The sequence below is a fragment of the Paraeggerthella hominis genome, assembly GCF_021044775.1.
Taxonomy (GTDB): domain Bacteria; phylum Actinomycetota; class Coriobacteriia; order Coriobacteriales; family Eggerthellaceae; genus Paraeggerthella; species Paraeggerthella hominis.
Map to the genome: position 1 here is coordinate 70,481 of NZ_JAJNOQ010000010.1, position 17,240 is coordinate 87,720.

14 protein-coding genes are annotated in these 17,240 nt (G+C 55.4%); 8 read left to right on the plus strand and 6 right to left on the minus strand.

The annotated features are described in order from the left end of the window. Positions 1–60: 60 nt before the first annotated feature. From LQE90_RS10490 to LQE90_RS10505, 4 genes are all read left to right on the plus strand, one after another. The gene (locus LQE90_RS10490; RefSeq protein ID WP_216529681.1) at positions 61–1,287 is read left to right on the plus strand and encodes a DegT/DnrJ/EryC1/StrS family aminotransferase; all 1,227 of its coding nucleotides are present in this window, start codon (positions 61–63) and stop codon (positions 1,285–1,287) included. Continuing rightward, positions 1,287–1,892, plus strand: coding sequence for a sugar transferase (locus tag LQE90_RS10495; RefSeq protein ID WP_216529682.1), 606 nt, complete (start codon positions 1,287–1,289; stop codon positions 1,890–1,892). Before LQE90_RS10490 ends, LQE90_RS10495 begins: the two co-directional genes overlap by 1 nt. A 128-nt stretch (positions 1,893–2,020) precedes the next feature. Then, positions 2,021–2,377 (plus strand): Hpt domain-containing protein, encoded by a 357-nt coding sequence (locus LQE90_RS10500; RefSeq protein ID WP_216529683.1) that lies wholly within the window; start codon positions 2,021–2,023, stop codon positions 2,375–2,377. Positions 2,378–2,441: 64 nt separating this feature from the next. Beyond that, positions 2,442–3,548 (plus strand): glycosyltransferase family 2 protein, encoded by a 1,107-nt coding sequence (locus LQE90_RS10505; RefSeq protein ID WP_216529684.1) that lies wholly within the window; start codon positions 2,442–2,444, stop codon positions 3,546–3,548. A gap of 65 nt (positions 3,549–3,613) precedes the next feature. Here LQE90_RS10505 and LQE90_RS10510 read toward each other — a convergent pair whose 3' ends face one another. Beyond that, a complete protein-coding gene (locus tag LQE90_RS10510) occupies positions 3,614–4,597 on the minus strand; it encodes a glycosyltransferase family 2 protein (RefSeq protein ID WP_216529685.1) in 984 nt (327 codons plus the stop codon). Positions 4,598–4,853: 256 nt separating this feature from the next. Here LQE90_RS10510 and LQE90_RS10515 point away from each other — a divergent pair, with 256 nt between their 5' ends. After that, a complete protein-coding gene (locus LQE90_RS10515) occupies positions 4,854–5,975 on the plus strand; it encodes a glycosyltransferase (RefSeq protein WP_216529686.1) in 1,122 nt (373 codons plus the stop codon). On the opposite strand, the gene LQE90_RS10520 is transcribed toward LQE90_RS10515, so the two are convergent. The 4 genes from LQE90_RS10520 to rfbB form a co-directional block, all read right to left on the minus strand. Beyond that, complete coding sequence (locus LQE90_RS10520; RefSeq protein WP_216529687.1) at positions 5,972–8,017, minus strand: DUF6541 family protein; 2,046 nt, start codon at positions 8,015–8,017, stop codon at positions 5,972–5,974. The genes LQE90_RS10515 and LQE90_RS10520 overlap by 4 nt on opposite strands. Positions 8,018–8,086: 69 nt before the next feature. Then, a complete protein-coding gene (locus LQE90_RS10525; protein WP_231088294.1) occupies positions 8,087–10,120 on the minus strand; it encodes a glycosyltransferase family 2 protein in 2,034 nt (677 codons plus the stop codon). Between the two features lie 381 nt (positions 10,121–10,501). After that, the gene (gene rfbC / locus LQE90_RS10530) at positions 10,502–11,092 is read right to left on the minus strand and encodes a dTDP-4-dehydrorhamnose 3,5-epimerase (RefSeq protein WP_216529689.1); all 591 of its coding nucleotides are present in this window, start codon (positions 11,090–11,092) and stop codon (positions 10,502–10,504) included. 9 nt (positions 11,093–11,101) lie between these two features. Beyond that, positions 11,102–12,103 (minus strand): dTDP-glucose 4,6-dehydratase, encoded by a 1,002-nt coding sequence (gene rfbB, locus LQE90_RS10535; protein ID WP_216529690.1) that lies wholly within the window; start codon positions 12,101–12,103, stop codon positions 11,102–11,104. Positions 12,104–12,390: 287 nt separating this feature from the next. Between rfbB and LQE90_RS10540 the strand changes: the two genes are divergently transcribed. Genes LQE90_RS10540 through LQE90_RS10550 form a run of 3 tightly spaced genes read left to right on the plus strand, consistent with a single transcriptional unit; the run spans position 12,391 to position 16,300 of the window. Continuing rightward, positions 12,391–13,167, plus strand: coding sequence for an ABC transporter permease (locus LQE90_RS10540; RefSeq protein WP_216529691.1), 777 nt, complete (start codon positions 12,391–12,393; stop codon positions 13,165–13,167). A 15-nt stretch (positions 13,168–13,182) separates the two neighbouring features. Beyond that, positions 13,183–15,021 (plus strand): ABC transporter ATP-binding protein, encoded by a 1,839-nt coding sequence (locus LQE90_RS10545; RefSeq protein WP_216529692.1) that lies wholly within the window; start codon positions 13,183–13,185, stop codon positions 15,019–15,021. Between the two features lie 58 nt (positions 15,022–15,079). Continuing rightward, positions 15,080–16,300 (plus strand): DUF4422 domain-containing protein, encoded by a 1,221-nt coding sequence (locus LQE90_RS10550; protein WP_216529693.1) that lies wholly within the window; start codon positions 15,080–15,082, stop codon positions 16,298–16,300. Positions 16,301–16,342: 42 nt separating this feature from the next. Here the strand turns inward: LQE90_RS10550 and rfbD are convergent, their stop codons facing one another. Next, positions 16,343–17,239 (minus strand): dTDP-4-dehydrorhamnose reductase, encoded by an 897-nt coding sequence (gene rfbD / locus LQE90_RS10555; protein WP_216529694.1) that lies wholly within the window; start codon positions 17,237–17,239, stop codon positions 16,343–16,345. Between the last annotated feature and the right edge of the window lies 1 nt (position 17,240).

Here is a 17,240-nt window from a genome sequence, read left to right on the forward strand (position 1 = left end):
TTTCTCGCGCCCAATCGCACCAGCGCGCGAGGGATCGCACGGAACACGAGGAGCACGCTCTTGACCGAAAAGAAGCATATCCCGTTCTCTCCCCCCGACATCACGGATGCGGAGATAGCCGAGGTAACGGACGCCTTGAAAAGCGGCTGGATCACAACGGGACCCAAAACCAAGCAACTCGAACAAGATCTGGCATCGTACGTGGGCGCCCCCCGCACGGCCTGCTTGGCATCGGCCACGGCTGCGCTCGAGTGCGCGCTGCGCGCGCTGGGCATCGGACCGGGCGACGAAGTCATCACCTGCGCCTACACCTACACCGCATCGTGCTCCCCCATCTGCCACGTAGGTGCGACTCCCGTATTGTGCGACACCGCCCCCGGCTCCTACGAGATGGACTACGACGCCCTGCCCGCCTTGATCACGGATCGCACCAAGGCGATCATCCCCGTGGACATAGCCGGGCGCATGTGCGATTACGACCGTTTGCTCCAGGCAATCGAAAGCGCAGGCGCATCGTGGACGCCAGCGAACGATCGGCAAGCCGCCATCGGCCGCATTGCCGTAGTAGCCGATGCGGCTCACGCTCTGGGCGCGCGTTACCACGGCAAAACCTGCGGCTCGGTTGCGGACCTCACCACGTTTTCGTTCCACGCCGTGAAGAACTTCACCACGGCGGAAGGCGGCGCGCTCTCCTGGCGCCCAGGCTTGTTCGATGATGACGATTTCTACCGCGGGCTTATGCTCCAATCGCTTCATGGCCAGACCAAAGACGCCCTCGCGAAAACCAAAGCGGGCGCTTGGGAGTACGATGTTGCTTTTCCAGGCTGGAAATGCAACATGACCGATATTCAGGCCGCCATGGGGCTTGCCCAGCTTCGCCGATACCCCGGAATGCTGGAACGTCGTCGCGAACTGATAGGCTTGTACGAACGGGCTTTCGAGGGAATGGATCTGGATATCCTGCAGCACTACGGGGACGACTTCGCATCGAGCGGACACCTTATGTTGGTGCGTCTGACGGGCAAATCGCAGGAATTCCGCAACGCGCTGATCGAGCGCATGGCCGAAGAGGGCGTGTCCACCAACGTCCACTACAAGCCGCTGCCGCTGCTGACCGCCTACCGCAATCTGGGATTCGACATCGCCGACTTCCCGAACGCGTTCGCGCAATTCGAAAACGAGGTAACGCTGCCGCTGCATACCTCGCTTTCGGACGGCGACGCACGCTACGTTGCGGAAACGTTCCAGCGCTCCTACGAGTCCCTTGAAGCAAAGGGCGCCGTCTGATGTACGCACGATTCGGAAAACGAGCCTGCGACCTGGTCGTAGGCATAATCGCCCTGCCCCTCGTCCTATTGATCATCGCCATCTTGGCGCCGTTCATTCATTTCGAAGACAAAGGGCCCGTGTTCTACAACGCGCCGCGCGTGGGAGTTGGCGGACGGGATTTCAAAATGTACAAGCTACGTTCGATGAAGGTGAATGCGCCCGATCTGGTCATGGAGGACGGATCCACGTACAACGGAGCCGACGACCCGCGCATGACCCGCGTAGGCGCATTCATGAGAAAGACGTCGCTTGACGAAATGCCGCAGTTCCTCAATGTGCTGAAGGGCGACATGAGCGTAGTGGGACCCCGTCCCGACCTGCGCCGCGAGACCGAGCTTTACGTTGGCGACGAGCATTTGAAGCTTACGGTCAAACCGGGCGTGACCGGTTACGCAGCCGTGTACGGCCGCAATTCGCTGCCGTGGCACGATCGCCTGGCGCTTGACGTCGAGTACGTGCGCACCATGAGTTTTCCGTTGGACGTGAAGATCTTCTTCAAAACGTTTTCTGCAGTATTCAAGCAGGAAGGCGTGTTCGTGGAAGACGAGCGCGAGCGGTCATAACTACCCGCTGGTCGCATTCCAGCAACGTTCGCATGACAAATAACGGATAAGATCCCCCTGATCAGCCGCTTAAAGGTATACTTCCTTCCTTGCAAAGCCGAACGCGACGCGATGGAAGGATGACGAGCATGGCACTTGACAACACTGAACTTGCCAAAAGCGGCATCGACTATGTCGAGGCCATGGAGCGCTTCGGCAACAACGAGGACCTGTATCTTCGCCTTGCTGTGAAGTTTCTTGACGATCCTCATTTCTCAGAACTTCAAAAAGCCATGGATCGCGAAGACATCGAAGGATCCCAGCGAGAGGCGCACTCCCTCAAAGGGGTGGCCGGCAACCTCTCGTTCAAGGACCTGTACCGAGCAGCCTGCAAGATGAACGAAGTCCTGAACGCAAGCGATATGGACGGTGCTTGGGAGCTGATGCCCGACACCCAAGACGCCTACGACCGTGTGTGCGATGCGTTGAGGAAGCTGCGGGACTAACGCCCAAGAAGACTGAAATGATATTATGGGACGGTCGCACGCAATCGAGAAGGAGCCGAGCAGTATGCCCGCGAACGACCCATTAGTCAGCGTTATCGTCCCCATCTTCAACGCGGGGCCGTACCTCGAGCAGTGCCTGGACAGCATCCTGGCGCAAACACATCGTAACCTTGAAGTTATCTGCCTGAACGATGGCAGTACGGACGACTCGTTGAAGACCATGCAAGCGTACGCCGCCCAAGACGACCGCGTTCGCGTGATCGACAAGCAAAACGAAGGGTACGGAGCAACGTGCAACCGCGGCCTCAGGGAAGCGACCGGAACGTGGATCTCCATCGTGGAGCCCGATGACTGGATCGAGGCCGGCATGTATGCCGACATGCTCGCATTCGCCAACGGGTTCAACGAGGAACTCGACATCGTGAAAACTCCCTATTGGCGCATTTGGATGCCCGACACGTCTGAACAGCGTAAGCTGAACTGCAGTTACCGCAGCCGCATCAAGCCGGCACGCCAGCCTTTCGCCATACGAGAGGCAGCCCACCTGCTCTCGCACCATCCTTCCATCTGGTCAGCCGTCTATCGCAAAAGCTTCCTGGACGATCGGAGCATACGCTTCCGCGAATATCCAGGAGCTGGCTGGGCCGACAACCCGTTCCTACTGGAAACCCTATGCCAGACCGACCGTATCGGGTACCTGGACACGCCCTACTACTGCTATCGCGAAGAAACGCCGGAGAAATCGAAGGCGTTCGCCCTCAACAACACGATGCTGCCCTTCGCGCGCTGGAACGACATGATGGATGTGCTGGAAAACCTGCATGTTCACGACGAAAGTATCTTGCGCGCGCACAACAGCCGTGGATTCACGTATCTGGGAGGGGTCCTGGAAGAGGTAAGCCTCGACAATCCCGAACTGCGAGCCGAAGCAGCCTCCATGTTCGCACGCATGAATGCCGATCTGGTACTGTCCGATTCGGAAATATCTCCCGGCAGCAAGCGCTTGTTCGCAGAGCTCCGCGGTTTGCCCGACCCCAATCCAAGCAAGCTCCCCTACGCATGGGGTCTCGTGAAGCAGGGCTGCTACAACCTCAAGAACGTCGGACCCGCATTCACTTGGAAGACGACGCGCGAATATCTGGCGAAGAAAAGCGACCGAGAGGGACGGTAACCGCCCTTCTCGGTCGCTTCGGCCGATCTCATAAGCCTTTTCGAACCCGGATGCCTCCAAACGGCTCAGAACGTATCCGGATGGCTGCGAGCGAACTCCTCAGCGCCAATGCTTAAAAGAAGTTCGACTTTCTCCGTATCCTCGGGCTGGAACAATGAGAAGTCGAGTTCCCCTGCGTCGAGCGCTTTCTGGTACTCTTCCTTCATACGCTGGGCGAAGGCTTCATGCATCGACGCGTCGATTCTCTCGTAATTCCAGCGATACTTCCCCCATTTATCGACAAGGAACCAGCCGAGAAACCTTTCGCTTCTCTCCGGACGAGCGCGCAGGAAGCTCTCGCAATCAGCAAGCTCATCGCATACCACGAACACCTTGTCAGCCGTCTTCACCGACGACCCCGGATTGTCCATGCGGTAATGCAGAAGCGGCTTGCGAACAAGCACGCATCGACGAGCGGCAAACCACGACTTCATGACGAAAGCAGTGTCCTGAAACGAGGCACCCGGGGTTTCCCGGAAGCGTATGCCCTCGCGATCAAGCATTTCCCGAAGATACAATCCCGTCCATATCGAAGGAATAGTGCACAAGATGTTCGGACGGTCGGCCGGATCGAAGGGCCTCCTATACGGATGCTCGGCAAGATTTCGATTAGGCACATCGCGATCGTCGAAATGCTCGTAGTAATTGCACTTCGCAAGGTCGCAGCCATGTCGATCAGCCGCGCGAACCAAGCGCGCGAACATCGACCTCTCAGGATAATCGTCAGGCTCGACAATGCCAATGTACTTTCCGCGCGCGCGCTCCAGCCCCCTGTTCATAGAGGCGCCGTATCCCGAATTAGGCTTGTCCAGTATCACGATACGGTCATCTCGAGCGGCCCAGTCTTGCAGGATCGCCAGAGAGCCATCGGTCGAACCGTCGTTGATTGCAATGATCTCAAGTTCGCGCAACGTTTGCCGGCACAACCCCTCAAGGCACTGCGGCAAATAACGTTCCACGTTGTATATGGGAACCAGCACCGAAACACGGGGCTGCTCGGATTTTGGCATGAAACGCTCCGTCCTTCCGCTAGCTTATCCTGGCCTATTATACGCAATCAGCCAACGATGACCGGCTCATTCACTCGAACAGCACCACCTCGCGAACACGGTTGCCATCAACTTGGAAGCCATCCTTCAACCCCTCGGTTCAGAGTGGTTCAGAGTTCGGCCACGACTGCGTGAAAGTGGTGAATACGTCGAATGTCCTGGCTGCCCATGCTATCATTCAGTTCGTCATCAGCGCTTGAACGCATAGAGGAGAACCATGTCGAACCCCGAAGCATCGGTCGTCATTCCGGTCTACAATGCAGAACGGTTTATTGCCCAGTGTATCAAAAGCGTTCTTGATCAGACTATGACCGATTTCGAGCTTATCTGCGTCAACGACGGCTCAACCGACCAATCAATGCAAATCATGTCGAAACTTGCCGAAAGCGACCCTCGCATACGAATCATCAACCAGTCGAACAAAGGCGAAGGAGCCGCCCGCAATGCCGGCCTCGATGCCGCGTGCGGAACCTTCCTTTCCTTTTTCGATGCTGACGACTTCACCGACCCGCATCTTCTAGAGATCGCCTGCGGTACGGCGAAACGAACCGATGCCGATGTCGTCGTTTACCGCGTGGACTCGTACAATGACGAAACCGGGGAAACGCTCCCCATCCCCTGGTCTCTCGACACGCATGCATTTCCCGACGAAGTCTCGTCCCATCGAGATAATCCAGACCAGCTGTTTTCTGCATTTCAGAATTGGACGTGGAACAAACTGTTCAGAGCGGACTTTATTCACGACTGCAAGCTGCGTTTTCACGAAATTCAGCGTAGCGCTGATCTGTATTTCGTTTGCTGCGCGCTCGTCAAAGCACAACGTATCGCAACTGTGGACAAAGTGCTCTATCACTACCGCGTAAACAATCCTTCGAGCAATATAGCAACGAACGAACGAGCTCCGCTCGATTTTTATCAATCGTTCGTCGCCGCCAAGGAGTACCTGCAAAATGAAAAACTCTACGAATCGATCAAGCGAGGGTTCGTGAATTGGGCTGCAGAATCAGTTTTCTTCAATTTCTCCAGTCTGAAGTCACGCGCCGCCTTCGAAGATCTTCGGCGTGAAATGAAAGAACGCGGCTGCGCGCTCCTCGATATCGACACGCTGCCCCAAGAAGACTTCTTTGATCAGTCGGTCTACGACCAGGTCCAGCATCTGCTCAACGACAACTCGGACGAATTCCTGTTTTCGCAGCTTCGCGCGGCAAACCGTAAATCAGAACTGCGATTAAACGACAGCCTTCGGGCAATCGTCGCAACAGAGGAAGTGTACGGATCCAAAACGTACCGCACGGGAGACGCGCTTCTAAAGCCCCTGAAGATGGTACTCGGCCGTTAGGCCATTTCGTCAAGTATACGATACAGCCTCATATCCCCATCCCGTAAGACGACCTCGAACCCCGCTGTCTCGTCGGTAATCGTTTCCAAGCCGATCCAAGCGCCCTCGTCGTACGACAGGGCCACATCTTTCGCTCGCTTCCGATCGATATCGAGCAAAAGCACGTAACGAGCGTCCACGCTGCGCAAAGCTTCCTTTGTTTTTTGACAGCTGGGCCAGCCTGCAAGCCCGTCGCGAATAGAAACGCTTTCCGGAGTCTCCCCCGGGAAACCATATCCGGCAATATAGCGATAATATATATTCAAATCGCTAATGCTATAAGCAAACAAGGATCCGTCGTAAGGATGGTTGACGATCAGTTCGTCATCGGAAACCACTTGCTTCACCTCTTCGACGAATGCCTTTTCACGAGAATCATACAACCCCGTTGCAGCGTTGTCGTTCAAGGAGGCAGCGGTTTCGATAAACCCACGGAAGGCGTCCCACCTTCCCGCAGTCACCGCATTCGGAGCGTATACGAATACGGCAAAAGGAACCACCACCGCAATCGCAGGAACCAGTTTCCAGAACGATCCTTTTCTTTGGTACGCGGATTCAAGAATACGCTCGACAACCTTCATGGCAAAGTAAAGGCCCATAGCCGCAAGAGGTATAGCGAAAATAGAAGCAAACGCGCCGATCCGATAAGGATCCGTATACCAAAAACCCGACATCACATGCTTGATCCACGTATCGCCGAACGTCGATGCAACATAGTAGATACAACACGATAGCGCATACGAGCAGGCTATCCACAAGTACCTTCTCTGTATGCAGGCATACGCAATGCCAAGAAACACGAAAACCGCCAGCACCGGCTGAGAAACGGATCCGGCAAACAAGAGTTTCAGCACATCGAAAGCGCCCTGCACGCCGGACGTGATCGGCGGCCAATAGTAGCCGACGACCGCCTGCAAGAAAGGCGCTGCGGTCAAAAGCAGCCAAATGACGAATATGGCAAGCAGGGTCGCCGCGCCAACGACAAACGCTCGAACCGCCCTCTTGCCGTCACGAGGGCAGCGTTGATACGCAATGAACGAAGCCCTGTAGATGCAAAAGGGAATAAGGAACACCGCCATCGAGAAAATCGAGTTCGGTTGCGAAAACGTCAAGCACAACAAGCCAACGACAAATCCCGAGCCATACAACACGCGTCTCCCGCATGTCACGTTGTCAGAACATACGCGAATAAAGCAAGCGATCACCGAAGGCATCATCGTTAAGGAGAGCGTATTCGGATACAGAGGCCATACATCGACGAGCACCCAAGGAAACGCCCCGAAAGCAGCGACGCACACGGCACCAAGAACGACGATGCGCGCATTGTCGGGAAACAGGGTTTTTACGAGCATGAACACAGCGGAAGGGAACGCGATCGCAACCAGGATGAAGTTGACCGAATTCACAACCACCGGAAGATCAACGCTCGAAGCACCGATAACCATAGCGCACAGCACATGCCAAGCCGCGGGATAATACCCAGCGCCCGGCAACGGGTTGACCGCCCTGCCCGCTTCGTCAAGGTACAGCGACGTATGCAGAAGCGACCAATCCCCCGAATCGACGAAGCTTCGCACCAATCCGAAGTGATGGACGTTATCGTATGTTTGCACGAGCGAAGCCGGGCCGTCCAAAGGCAGCACAAAGAGAAGCGACGCAGCCACCACGCCCACGCCAATATAAAGCGAGCACCTCGCCATGCTCCCAAGATCGCCATCGCAAGCAGGACGCCACAAGCTCTTCACCGATCGCCTAATCCCTAAAGCGACGGCATAAGCTCCTACTACAACGCCAAGGGCAAGGACACCGACCGAAACGACGCTAGAATGAATTCCGAGCGAATAGTTGAACGCGCCCATCGCGCAGTACATCGTCAAAGACACCACGGGAGCATAGACGAAAGACGTCACGTTCGAAGATGCAACCAGCCGCACGAACAAGAAGCCCGGCAGGTAAAGAAGCGCGACCCCCACCAAAACAGCAAGTACGAAATCAGACCACATGCGCTGCCTTCGACTTTCTACGACTTGACGCTAAACCTCGATCACGTTCGGCGCGAAACCGCCCTGGGATCATTGCTCCAACTCCTGATTTTGCGGCAAGGCAAAGTACAGACTATCCCTATCGAGGCATGGGTTCATGAAAGGATCGCCCTTCTCGAAATAGTCCGGCCACTTGCTCATCATACGAGCGCGCTCGCGCCTCCAACGCTCCGTCTTCACCGGGTCGCCCTCTTCGCGACCACGCGATACGAATTCGTTATGATACAGCTTGGCATAGGGGGTAAACACCACGCTATAGCCAGCCTTTCGAACCTTGCAGCAGAAATCGGCGTCGTTGTACCCTACCGCGAACTCTTCAGAATAGCCGCCGACCTCTTCGAATACCGCTCGACGCACCATCTGGCACGCGCCGGTCACGCTCGAGAAATTACCAGGACGCACCGCACGGCCCAAATACGCCCCCCATGAGTCGGGAACGTTCTGGTTCACGTGAACGACCGTATCATGAGGGCCTATCAGCATGCCCGCATGCTGAACGAGTCCGTCGTAGTAGAACAGCTTCGCGCCCACCACCCCCACATCGGAGCGCTGCAAATAACCAGCCATCTCCTCGATGAAGTCGGGGGCGATCACCTCGGTGTCGTTGTTAAGCAAAAGCAGCAGGTCGGCATCGGTGCTTGCCGCACCGAAATTCATGATTTTCGAATAATTGAACTCACCGGGCCATTCAATCACTCGAACACGAGAGCTTCGCTGCTCAAGCTCACGATAATAGGCGAACGTCGCCTCGTCGATGCTATTGTTCTCGATAATCGTTATGCGATAAGCAGAGTACGTCGACTTCTCCAAGATGGAAGCCACGCAGCGATCGAGAACGTCCACGTGATCTTTGCTGGGGATGAGCACCTCTACCGAGGGCGGCGGCGACGGCAATTCGTAGCGCACGCGGTAAACAAACGGGCCATCGCCATCTTCAACGACAGCCGAAATGCCAAGCCGCTCAAAATGACCGCTCAGAGCAGCCTTCCCGGCAATATGAGCATACGGCTTGCTCTCCAGGTTGTCCCCAGCCGTCGAACCTGCATGACGCCGCCAGTGGTACAAGAGCTTCGGAACATGCACGATCTCGCGACCAGTCTCCAACACCCGCAGTACCATATCGTAATCCTGCGCCCCGTTCATCTCCGGAGCGGACAGGCCAATCTCGTCGAGCACCGCCTTCTTCACCATAAGCCAATGCGTCACGCAGTTGTGCGCATAGAGCAAATCCCTGTTGAAGTCGGTCTTGAATACCGGATCGCAATAAACGCCCAGCGTTTCGAACGCATCCTCGTCACAATACAATGCGCCGGCATCCGGATGCCCGTTGATAGCGCGCACGTATTCGTACAGCGCATCGGGCTCCAGAACATCATCATAGTCCAAAAAGGCCACATAGTCGCCCGCGGCATGCTCGACGCCAAGATTCGTATTGCCCACGATGCCCCCGTTGTCGACAACGGGCACCACGACTATGCGACCATCGGCGAACTCCTCGGCAACGCAAGACACGCGGGATGATTCGCACTCCGAATCAACAAGCACCAACTCCCATTTCGCATAGGTTTGCCCCATGACGGAATTCATCATGTCTTTGAGGTATCGCTCATTGCAGCGATAACAGGGAACCACAATGCTCACGAGCGGCTCGATATCGAACGTGCCGGCACGCCATGCTTGAGCGCCCTGCATCGAAGCCAGGTGAGCCTTGCACCAATGCTCGTAATCTTGGGCGTCTGCCGCCGTGCGCACGCGATAGAGCGCCCCCTGCAACTCGCCTTGAAAGGCGTCCGGATCGAAGCCGATCATGCCGGGCAGCGACCCGCCCGACGCGTCCCGCGCGAGCACGCAGAAGCCATCCACGCCTGCAGGAATGCGAAGCGAAACGACTACGCGAGCTTTAATGCCGCCTTCCATTCCCTCGGGAACACGCTGATCCTCGAAAAGCATTGGGGTGATGTCGAGACGCCTTCCGTCAGACCCCGTTACGGAAAACGCAATATCCGCATCGAGCATTGGCGATTCGGCAGCGATGCGCCAAACCGACTCATCGCCATCAGGCATGCACCTGAACAAGGAGAGCTTCAAACGACCGCCATCGCGCTCGTCAACGCCTCGCATGGAAGCACACAGCGAAGGGCGCATGCGATAGTTCAATCGAGACAGCCACTTCAGCTTGCAAGGCGCAATGCGAATCGAGAAGGCTTCGCAACCTCCTCGCTTGCGCGCAACAATATCGAAAGCCGCATTGTGGAGCAACGGAAAAACGAGCGTCCCTTCGTGCGGGGACGCCCCATCAGGCATCCACAAAGACGGAACCTCAACGCCATCACCAAGCAAAGCGCACATATCCACGTCGTCGAGCGATGCGCCTTCGACGCGAATCCTGGCGTACCCCTTGCCGTCTCCGCGGCATAACCCCAAGCACTTTATGCGCATGGCAGGCTACGCAAGGTCGCGCAAGGCGGCATTCACCTTGTCTTTGTCGCTCAGCACCACTTTGGACGGATCGAAGACCTCGTCACCCCGGAGCGCCGGCCAGTCGATCCCAACCTCCGGATCGTCCCACATAAGGCCGCCCTCGTCTCCCGGACGGTAGATATCGTCGCACTTGTAGCAGAACTCCGCCGTCTCGCTCAGCACCAGGAACCCGTGCGCGAAGCCGCGGGGGACGAAGAACTGGCGCCGGTTCTCGGCCGACAGGACCACGCCCTCCCACTTGCCCCAGGTGGGGCTGCCCGGGCGCAGGTCGACCGCGACGTCGAACACTTCGCCGGACACCACGCGCACGAGCTTCGACTGCGGATGCTCGATCTGGAAATGAAGGCCCCGGAGCACGCCCTTGGTCGACGAGGACTGGTTATCCTGCACGAATTCCACGTCGATGCCGCCCGCCACGAAATCGGGGCGCTTGTACGTCTCCATGAAGTAGCCGCGAGCGTCGCCGTACGACTTGACGTCGACGACCTTCACGCCTTCGATGGACGTGTCGGCAAAGGTGAAGTTGCCGGATTCCACGATATTCCCTGTTGCCATGCCGTCCCCCTACTGCCCCTGCTTCGCGTACTTCGCCTCGGTGGCCTCCTTGGCGGGGCGCCACCATGCCTCGTTGTCGCGGTACCACCGGATGGTGTCGGCCAAGCCCTCGGCGAAGTCCGTGTGCTTGGGCTCCCAGCCCAGCTCGCGGCGCAGCTTCGAGGAGTCGATGGCGTAGCGGCGGTCGTGGCCGGGGCGGTCGCGCACCCAGTCGAACTCGTCGGCGGGGCGGCCCATGCCCTCCAGGATGGCGCGCAGCACGTCGATGTTGTTCTTCTCGCCGTCGGCGCCGATCAGGTAGGTCTCGCCCATGCGGCCCTTCTCGAGGATCGTCCACACCGCGCTCGAGTGGTCCTCGGTGTGTATCCAGTCGCGCACGTTCAGGCCGTCGCCGTAGAGCTTCGGCTTGACGCCGCAGATGACGTTCGTGATCTGGCGCGGGATGAACTTCTCCACGTGCTGGTAGGGCCCGTAGTTGTTGGAGCAGTTGGATATGGTGGCGCGCACGCCGTAGGTGCGGTGCCACGCCCGCACCAGCATGTCCGACGACGCCTTGGTGGAGCTGTACGGGGAGCTGGGGCGGTACGGGGTGTCCTCAGTGAAGCGCGCCGGGTCGTCCAGGGCGAGGTCGCCGTACACCTCGTCGGTCGAGATGTGGTGGAAGCGCACGTCGTGCTTGCGCGCGGCCTCCAGAAGCGTGTAGGTGCCCTGCACGTTCGTGCGGACGAAGGGGGCCGGGTCGGCGATGGAGTTGTCGTTGTGGCTCTCGGCCGCGAAGTGCACGCACGCGTCGGCGCGTGCGAACAGGCCGTCCACCAGGTCGGCGTCGCAGACGTCGCCGTGGACGAACTCCATGCGGTCGGCGGGAATGCCCGCGAGGTTCTCGCGGTTGCCGGCGTAGGTGAGCGCGTCCAGGACGATCACGCGCGCCTCGGGCCGGTTCTCCACCACCCAGTGGACGAAGTTGCTGCCGATGAAGCCGGCTCCGCCGGTCACGAGATAGGTTTTCATAGCCATCCTTATATACGACTGTACGTGCAATTGCCTCAAATGCATAAGATTATAAGCGCATAGCCCGCCAGCGTCACCGTTTCCATGCAAAGTGCTTTTATACAGGGTACTCGCCGAACGCCGGCTGTCGGGCGCGATGAGGCCAAGCAAATCAAGGCCACGCAGCCTCCGATGCGTTGCGCGAAAGTAATGAAAACGTCAGAGACTTCTCCCCTGCGTGATATCATGCAGGGATTGCGATTAATTGGACGCAATTCTGAAGTGAAGAAGAGAGGGCTCGAATCCGAATGAGTTTTTCCAAAGATTCGCTGCAGCGCAACATGTTCATATTGAAGTCCCTCGTTTCGAAAGACTTCAAACTCAAATACCGCCGCAGCGTGCTGGGCGTCGCCTGGTCAGTACTCAATCCCTTGCTCATGATGATAGTGCTGGCGGCAGTCTTCTCCGTCGTGTTTCGCGGAGGAGTCGAGCCTTTCCCCGTGTACTTGATCCTCGGCATGACGTTGTTTACCTTCATGTCGGATGCCACTTCAGGGGCAATGAGCTCAATTATCGACTCCGCGCCCCTCATCAAGAAGATTCGCATCAACAAGATGCTCTTCCCGCTTGAGAAGGTCGTCTTCGCGCTTCTGAACTTTGCCATATCGCTTGTTGCCGTAGCCATCGTCATGGTGTTTTTCCGCGTAGTGCCCACGTTCAACATCCTGCTCCTGCCTGTGCTTCTCGCTTACTTGTTCATGTTCAGCTTGGGGCTCGGCCTTCTGCTTGCCGCTCTTTCGGTGTTCTTCCGCGACATCATGCATCTATGGGGCGTCATCCTGACAGCATGGACCTACGCCACGCCGCTGTTCTACTCCATCGACATCCTTCCCGAGTGGATGGTTCCCGTCATGCAGCTCAACCCCATGTACTACTACGTTAGCTATTTCCGTGACATAGCTATGTGGGGCGTCACGCCGGGCCTTATGGACAACCTCATTTGCTTCGGCTGCGGAGCAATCGCTCTTTTGCTGGGAGTCCTCGTATTCCGCAAGCAGCAAAAGAAGTTCATCCTGTACGTTTAGAGACGAAGGTGCACCATGCCCGAAAACGTTAACACCTCTGCCCTGTCGATCGGCGACTCCGAAAGCATCGAGGCAGACGACAATCGCCAAACCATGATCAAGGTTGATCACGTATCGATGATCTTCAATATGGCATCCGAACAGCTGAACAGCTTGAAGGAATACGCCATCAAGATTGCTCGCCGCGAATTGTTCTTCGAAGGGTTCACGGCACTCGACGATATATCGTTCGAGGTGAAGAAAGGCGATGTATTCGGCATCATAGGAACGAACGGTTCGGGCAAATCGACGCTCCTTAAAATCATTGCGGGCGTTCTAGAGCCCACCGAAGGTGCGTGCGAGATCAATGGCAACATTGCCCCGTTGATCGAACTGGGAGCAGGTTTCGATACGGAGCTTTCCGCACGGGAGAACATTTACCTTAACGGAGCGCTTTTGGGCTACTCAAAAAAGTTCATCGACGACCACTTCGACGAGATTGTCGAATTCGCCGAAATCGAAAAGTTCCTGGACATGCCGCTCAAGAATTATTCATCCGGCATGGTTGCACGCATCGCATTTGCCATCGCCACCGTTATCGTGCCGGAGATTCTGGTCGTAGACGAAGTCCTTTCTGTAGGCGACTTCATGTTCCAGAAAAAGTGCGAGGATCGCATCAACGAGCTGATCGAAAAATATGGCGTAACCGTCCTCATCGTATCGCACAGCAATGCGCAGATCGAGCGCATGTGCAACAAGGCGATATGGATTGAAAAGGGCCACGTTCGCATGAGCGGAGACGCCACCATGCTCTGCCACATGTACGGAGGTCTTGGAGGACGAACGGGCACCAAGGAAGCGGAGCAACGTGTTTTCGACGCCCTTCGCGAAACATTGAAGTCAAGCAGCCCCGCACCGCAGTTTCACAGAGTCTATGGGGAAAACTCCGACAGCACCAACGTCAAACTTGCGCTCAAAGGATACCGCGACCACCACGCCGACACCGTAATCATCACATCCGGTACGTCCCACATAAATGCAATTATGGGAAATTCTCTTGGCGGAGCTCTTGAAGCGCCAGTGGTGTCAACTAAACCGGATGCACTATCCGAGGCCGTCGAGAGACTTCTTTTTGACTACAAACCAAACAAGATATTCACCATCGACTGCGGAAAATGCGCCACAAGAGCACTCGAAGCACTCGACGATCTACCATGGGATCCCGCTATTCATCACTTTGCAAACGAAGGCGATGTCTGGAGCATGTCGAATGAAATATTCCAATACGGATTCGATAAGGGCTACTGGAGCAACCAAGCAGCGTTTGTGCGATTCGACAACAATCCAGAGTCCCTCGTCGCTTCTCCTTACCTCTACCGCAAAGCTTGTCCGATTTTTGCGGCCTTCAACGATCAGAATATCGACCCTGCAAGATTTGCTGGTTTTTTGCAAAAAAGTAACGTCAATGAAGTCCTCTGCTTCGGAAACGTGCCAGCTGATGCAAAGTGCCTCGACTCGGTTTTGATGAGCAACAATATAAATGTAAGGCGTTTCGCCGCGGAAACGCCTTTCGAAACATGCTTGGCTATTGCATCCTGGATCATCGAATCACCCGAAGATGAACTTGAACCATATAACCTATGCATAGCGTCGCTTTCCCTCGCGCAGTGGCCCGAACTCCTTGCCTGCGGATGCTACTCGGCGCATCATCCAAGCGCCTTGCTCCTCCAAGACAGCACAAGCCTCGACAGCATCGCCGCTTGTCTCGACTTCATCGAGGAGCATAAAGAACGTATCTCATCAGTACTAGCCATCGGAAACCATCTGGGTCCAAACGATGGGGAAATGCGAATACTCTGCAACCAGCTCACGTAGCAGCCGTCGCAAGAAAGCAGCGGTCAGAATCGCTTGCTTTCACCAAGGAGGAACCCGCGTGAAAGTATACATAGCATCCCATAAGCACATAGACCTTATGGTCCCTAGCGATTATCAACCAATTTATGCCGGAGCTGTAAAGTATACCGGTGAGCGACATGCCGACTGGGCCTACGACGACTCGACAGAAAGCAACATTTCACTTAAGAATCCATTTTTTTGCGAGCTCACCGCACTCCACTGGATTTGGAAAAACGACAAGAGCGATATTTCCGGCCTCGTCCATTACAGACGCTATGCAAAAAGTGAGGAAACCGGGTTGCCGCTATCCAAAAGCGAAGTCGAGTACATTCTTGCCACTCATGATTGCATAGTCGCCCGTAGATCTTATTTATTTAGCAAATTCGATAATCGATTATGTTCCGTAGCGGAGCAATACCGCACTATCCACTCCTCGACCGACCTTGCTTTGATGGAGCGCGTCATCAAACGACACTTTAATGCATACTACCCCGCCTTCAAGCGATGCGTTATACGAAACTATTTGTTCCCCTGTAATATAATCATCTGCAAAAGGGAAATCCTCGATAAATACTGTCATTGGCTATTTAACGTAGAGAGCATCTTGGAGCAGTATATCGACCCTATCAAAGGCCGCGATTCGTACCAAAAACGTGTTTTCGGATTTCTCGCCGAAAGGCTTTTGAACGTATTCATAGAGGCCCATCAACTGAACATATTCGAAGCGTCCGTCTACGACCCCGCACATCCAATCGAAGAACCATCGTACTCATTTAAAACCGAAGACCTCCGGCCCAAGCTCACCATACGGCAGTCAAACAAGCGGCCCATTGTAGGCAACAGAAACTATTCTCGCGTTTTTGACTACCGTTTCTACCTGGAGCATTATGCTGATCTTACTTACGATTCAATACCCGACGAAGACACCGCTCTTTGGCACTTTCTAGAATACGGAATTCCCGAACGCCGAATGGCTCATCCCAGTTTCTCTATTGCCTCCTACATGTCAGGGCATCCAGAGTTGAAAGACTCCTGCGGAGAGGATCCTCGTCTTTATCTCGAGCACTACCTCAATCACCCCAAAGACAATGCACACCGCGTCGGTTTTGAAAACCTCTCGCTGTCAGATGCAGAGCAAACTACCGCAGAAGCGATTGAATGCGCCGCCTGCGAAAAGACTTGCTTAGGCAACAAAATCAAGTCGAGGCGACTTGATTCGGGGTTCAAGAAAGCTGAACTGTTGCCTGTGATCGACTAAACAAGATCACACGCGCAAAACGTCTATACAGCCTCAGACCCCTTATGCTCCCAAATTGGACAAATAGTCATCAAGAGCTTCTCTCCAAGGTCTCATTTCATTCCCGATAGTCTCCTCTAGATGCTTATTGCGCAAACTCGAGTATGCAGGACGACTAGCAGCCTGAGGGAAACGTTTCTTGTACTCGTCGGACGTCAGGCTCTCTTTTTCACATGGTATATTCGCACTGTCTACAATGGCGCTTGCAAAATCAAACCACGAGCAAGTTCCTTCATTGGTGCAGTGATAGGTCCCGTAATTCGAAGTCTCTGCAATCCTTAAAACTTCATAAGCAAGATCATTCGCAGAAGTCGGATTACCAAACTGATCAGCCACTACGCTAATTTTGCCGCATTCCCGTGCTAGCTGCATCATAGTTTTCACAAAGTTTTTCCCAGAATAACCATAGAGCCACGCGGTTCGTATCACAAACGCCCGGCTGCAAACATCCGAAACCAAGACTTCACCCGCCCACTTAGTCCGACCATAGGCGCTAATAGGGCGAGCTTGGTCACCTTCCTCACGAGGCTCGGGATCATCGCCTGGAAACACGTAGTCGGTAGATATATGCACAAACTTCGCCTTACAAGACTCGCATGCACGAGCAAGGTACTCAGCTCCATGAGCATTCACACGATAAGCGCCAGCCTCATTGCGTTCGCAACCGTCCACATTCGTGATTGCCGCACAATTTACCACCAAATTATAAGGCCCTCGTTTGTCGAACCATGCGTTGACTGATCGAATATCGGAAATATCAAGTGTTTGATAGTCCGCATAGTCAACCCGAGCATTGCTGTAGCACGCACCGATCGGACCGATTTCAGCCTCCATTGTCTCCAAACAACGGCGCAACTCACTTCCAAGCTGACCTTCACTTCCCGTAACCAAAATCTTCATT

Coding starts and splice junctions, on each gene's coding strand:
- rfbC (WP_216529689.1), bottom strand. CDS start 11,092: ATGGCAACAGGGAATATCGTGGAATCCGGCAACTTCACCTTTGCCGAC.
- LQE90_RS10540 (WP_216529691.1), top strand. CDS start 12,391: ATGAGTTTTTCCAAAGATTCGCTGCAGCGCAACATGTTCATATTGAAG.
- LQE90_RS10545 (WP_216529692.1), top strand. CDS start 13,183: ATGCCCGAAAACGTTAACACCTCTGCCCTGTCGATCGGCGACTCCGAA.
- LQE90_RS10505 (WP_216529684.1), top strand. CDS start 2,442: ATGCCCGCGAACGACCCATTAGTCAGCGTTATCGTCCCCATCTTCAAC.
- LQE90_RS10510 (WP_216529685.1), bottom strand. CDS start 4,597: ATGCCAAAATCCGAGCAGCCCCGTGTTTCGGTGCTGGTTCCCATATAC.
- LQE90_RS10500 (WP_216529683.1), top strand. CDS start 2,021: ATGGCACTTGACAACACTGAACTTGCCAAAAGCGGCATCGACTATGTC.
- rfbB (WP_216529690.1), bottom strand. CDS start 12,103: ATGAAAACCTATCTCGTGACCGGCGGAGCCGGCTTCATCGGCAGCAAC.
- LQE90_RS10495 (WP_216529682.1), top strand. CDS start 1,287: ATGTACGCACGATTCGGAAAACGAGCCTGCGACCTGGTCGTAGGCATA.
- LQE90_RS10520 (WP_216529687.1), bottom strand. CDS start 8,017: ATGTGGTCTGATTTCGTACTTGCTGTTTTGGTGGGGGTCGCGCTTCTT.
- LQE90_RS10525 (WP_231088294.1), bottom strand. CDS start 10,120: ATGCCTGATGGCGATGAGTCGGTTTGGCGCATCGCTGCCGAATCGCCA.
- LQE90_RS10515 (WP_216529686.1), top strand. CDS start 4,854: ATGTCGAACCCCGAAGCATCGGTCGTCATTCCGGTCTACAATGCAGAA.
- rfbD (WP_216529694.1), bottom strand. CDS start 17,239: ATGAAGATTTTGGTTACGGGAAGTGAAGGTCAGCTTGGAAGTGAGTTG.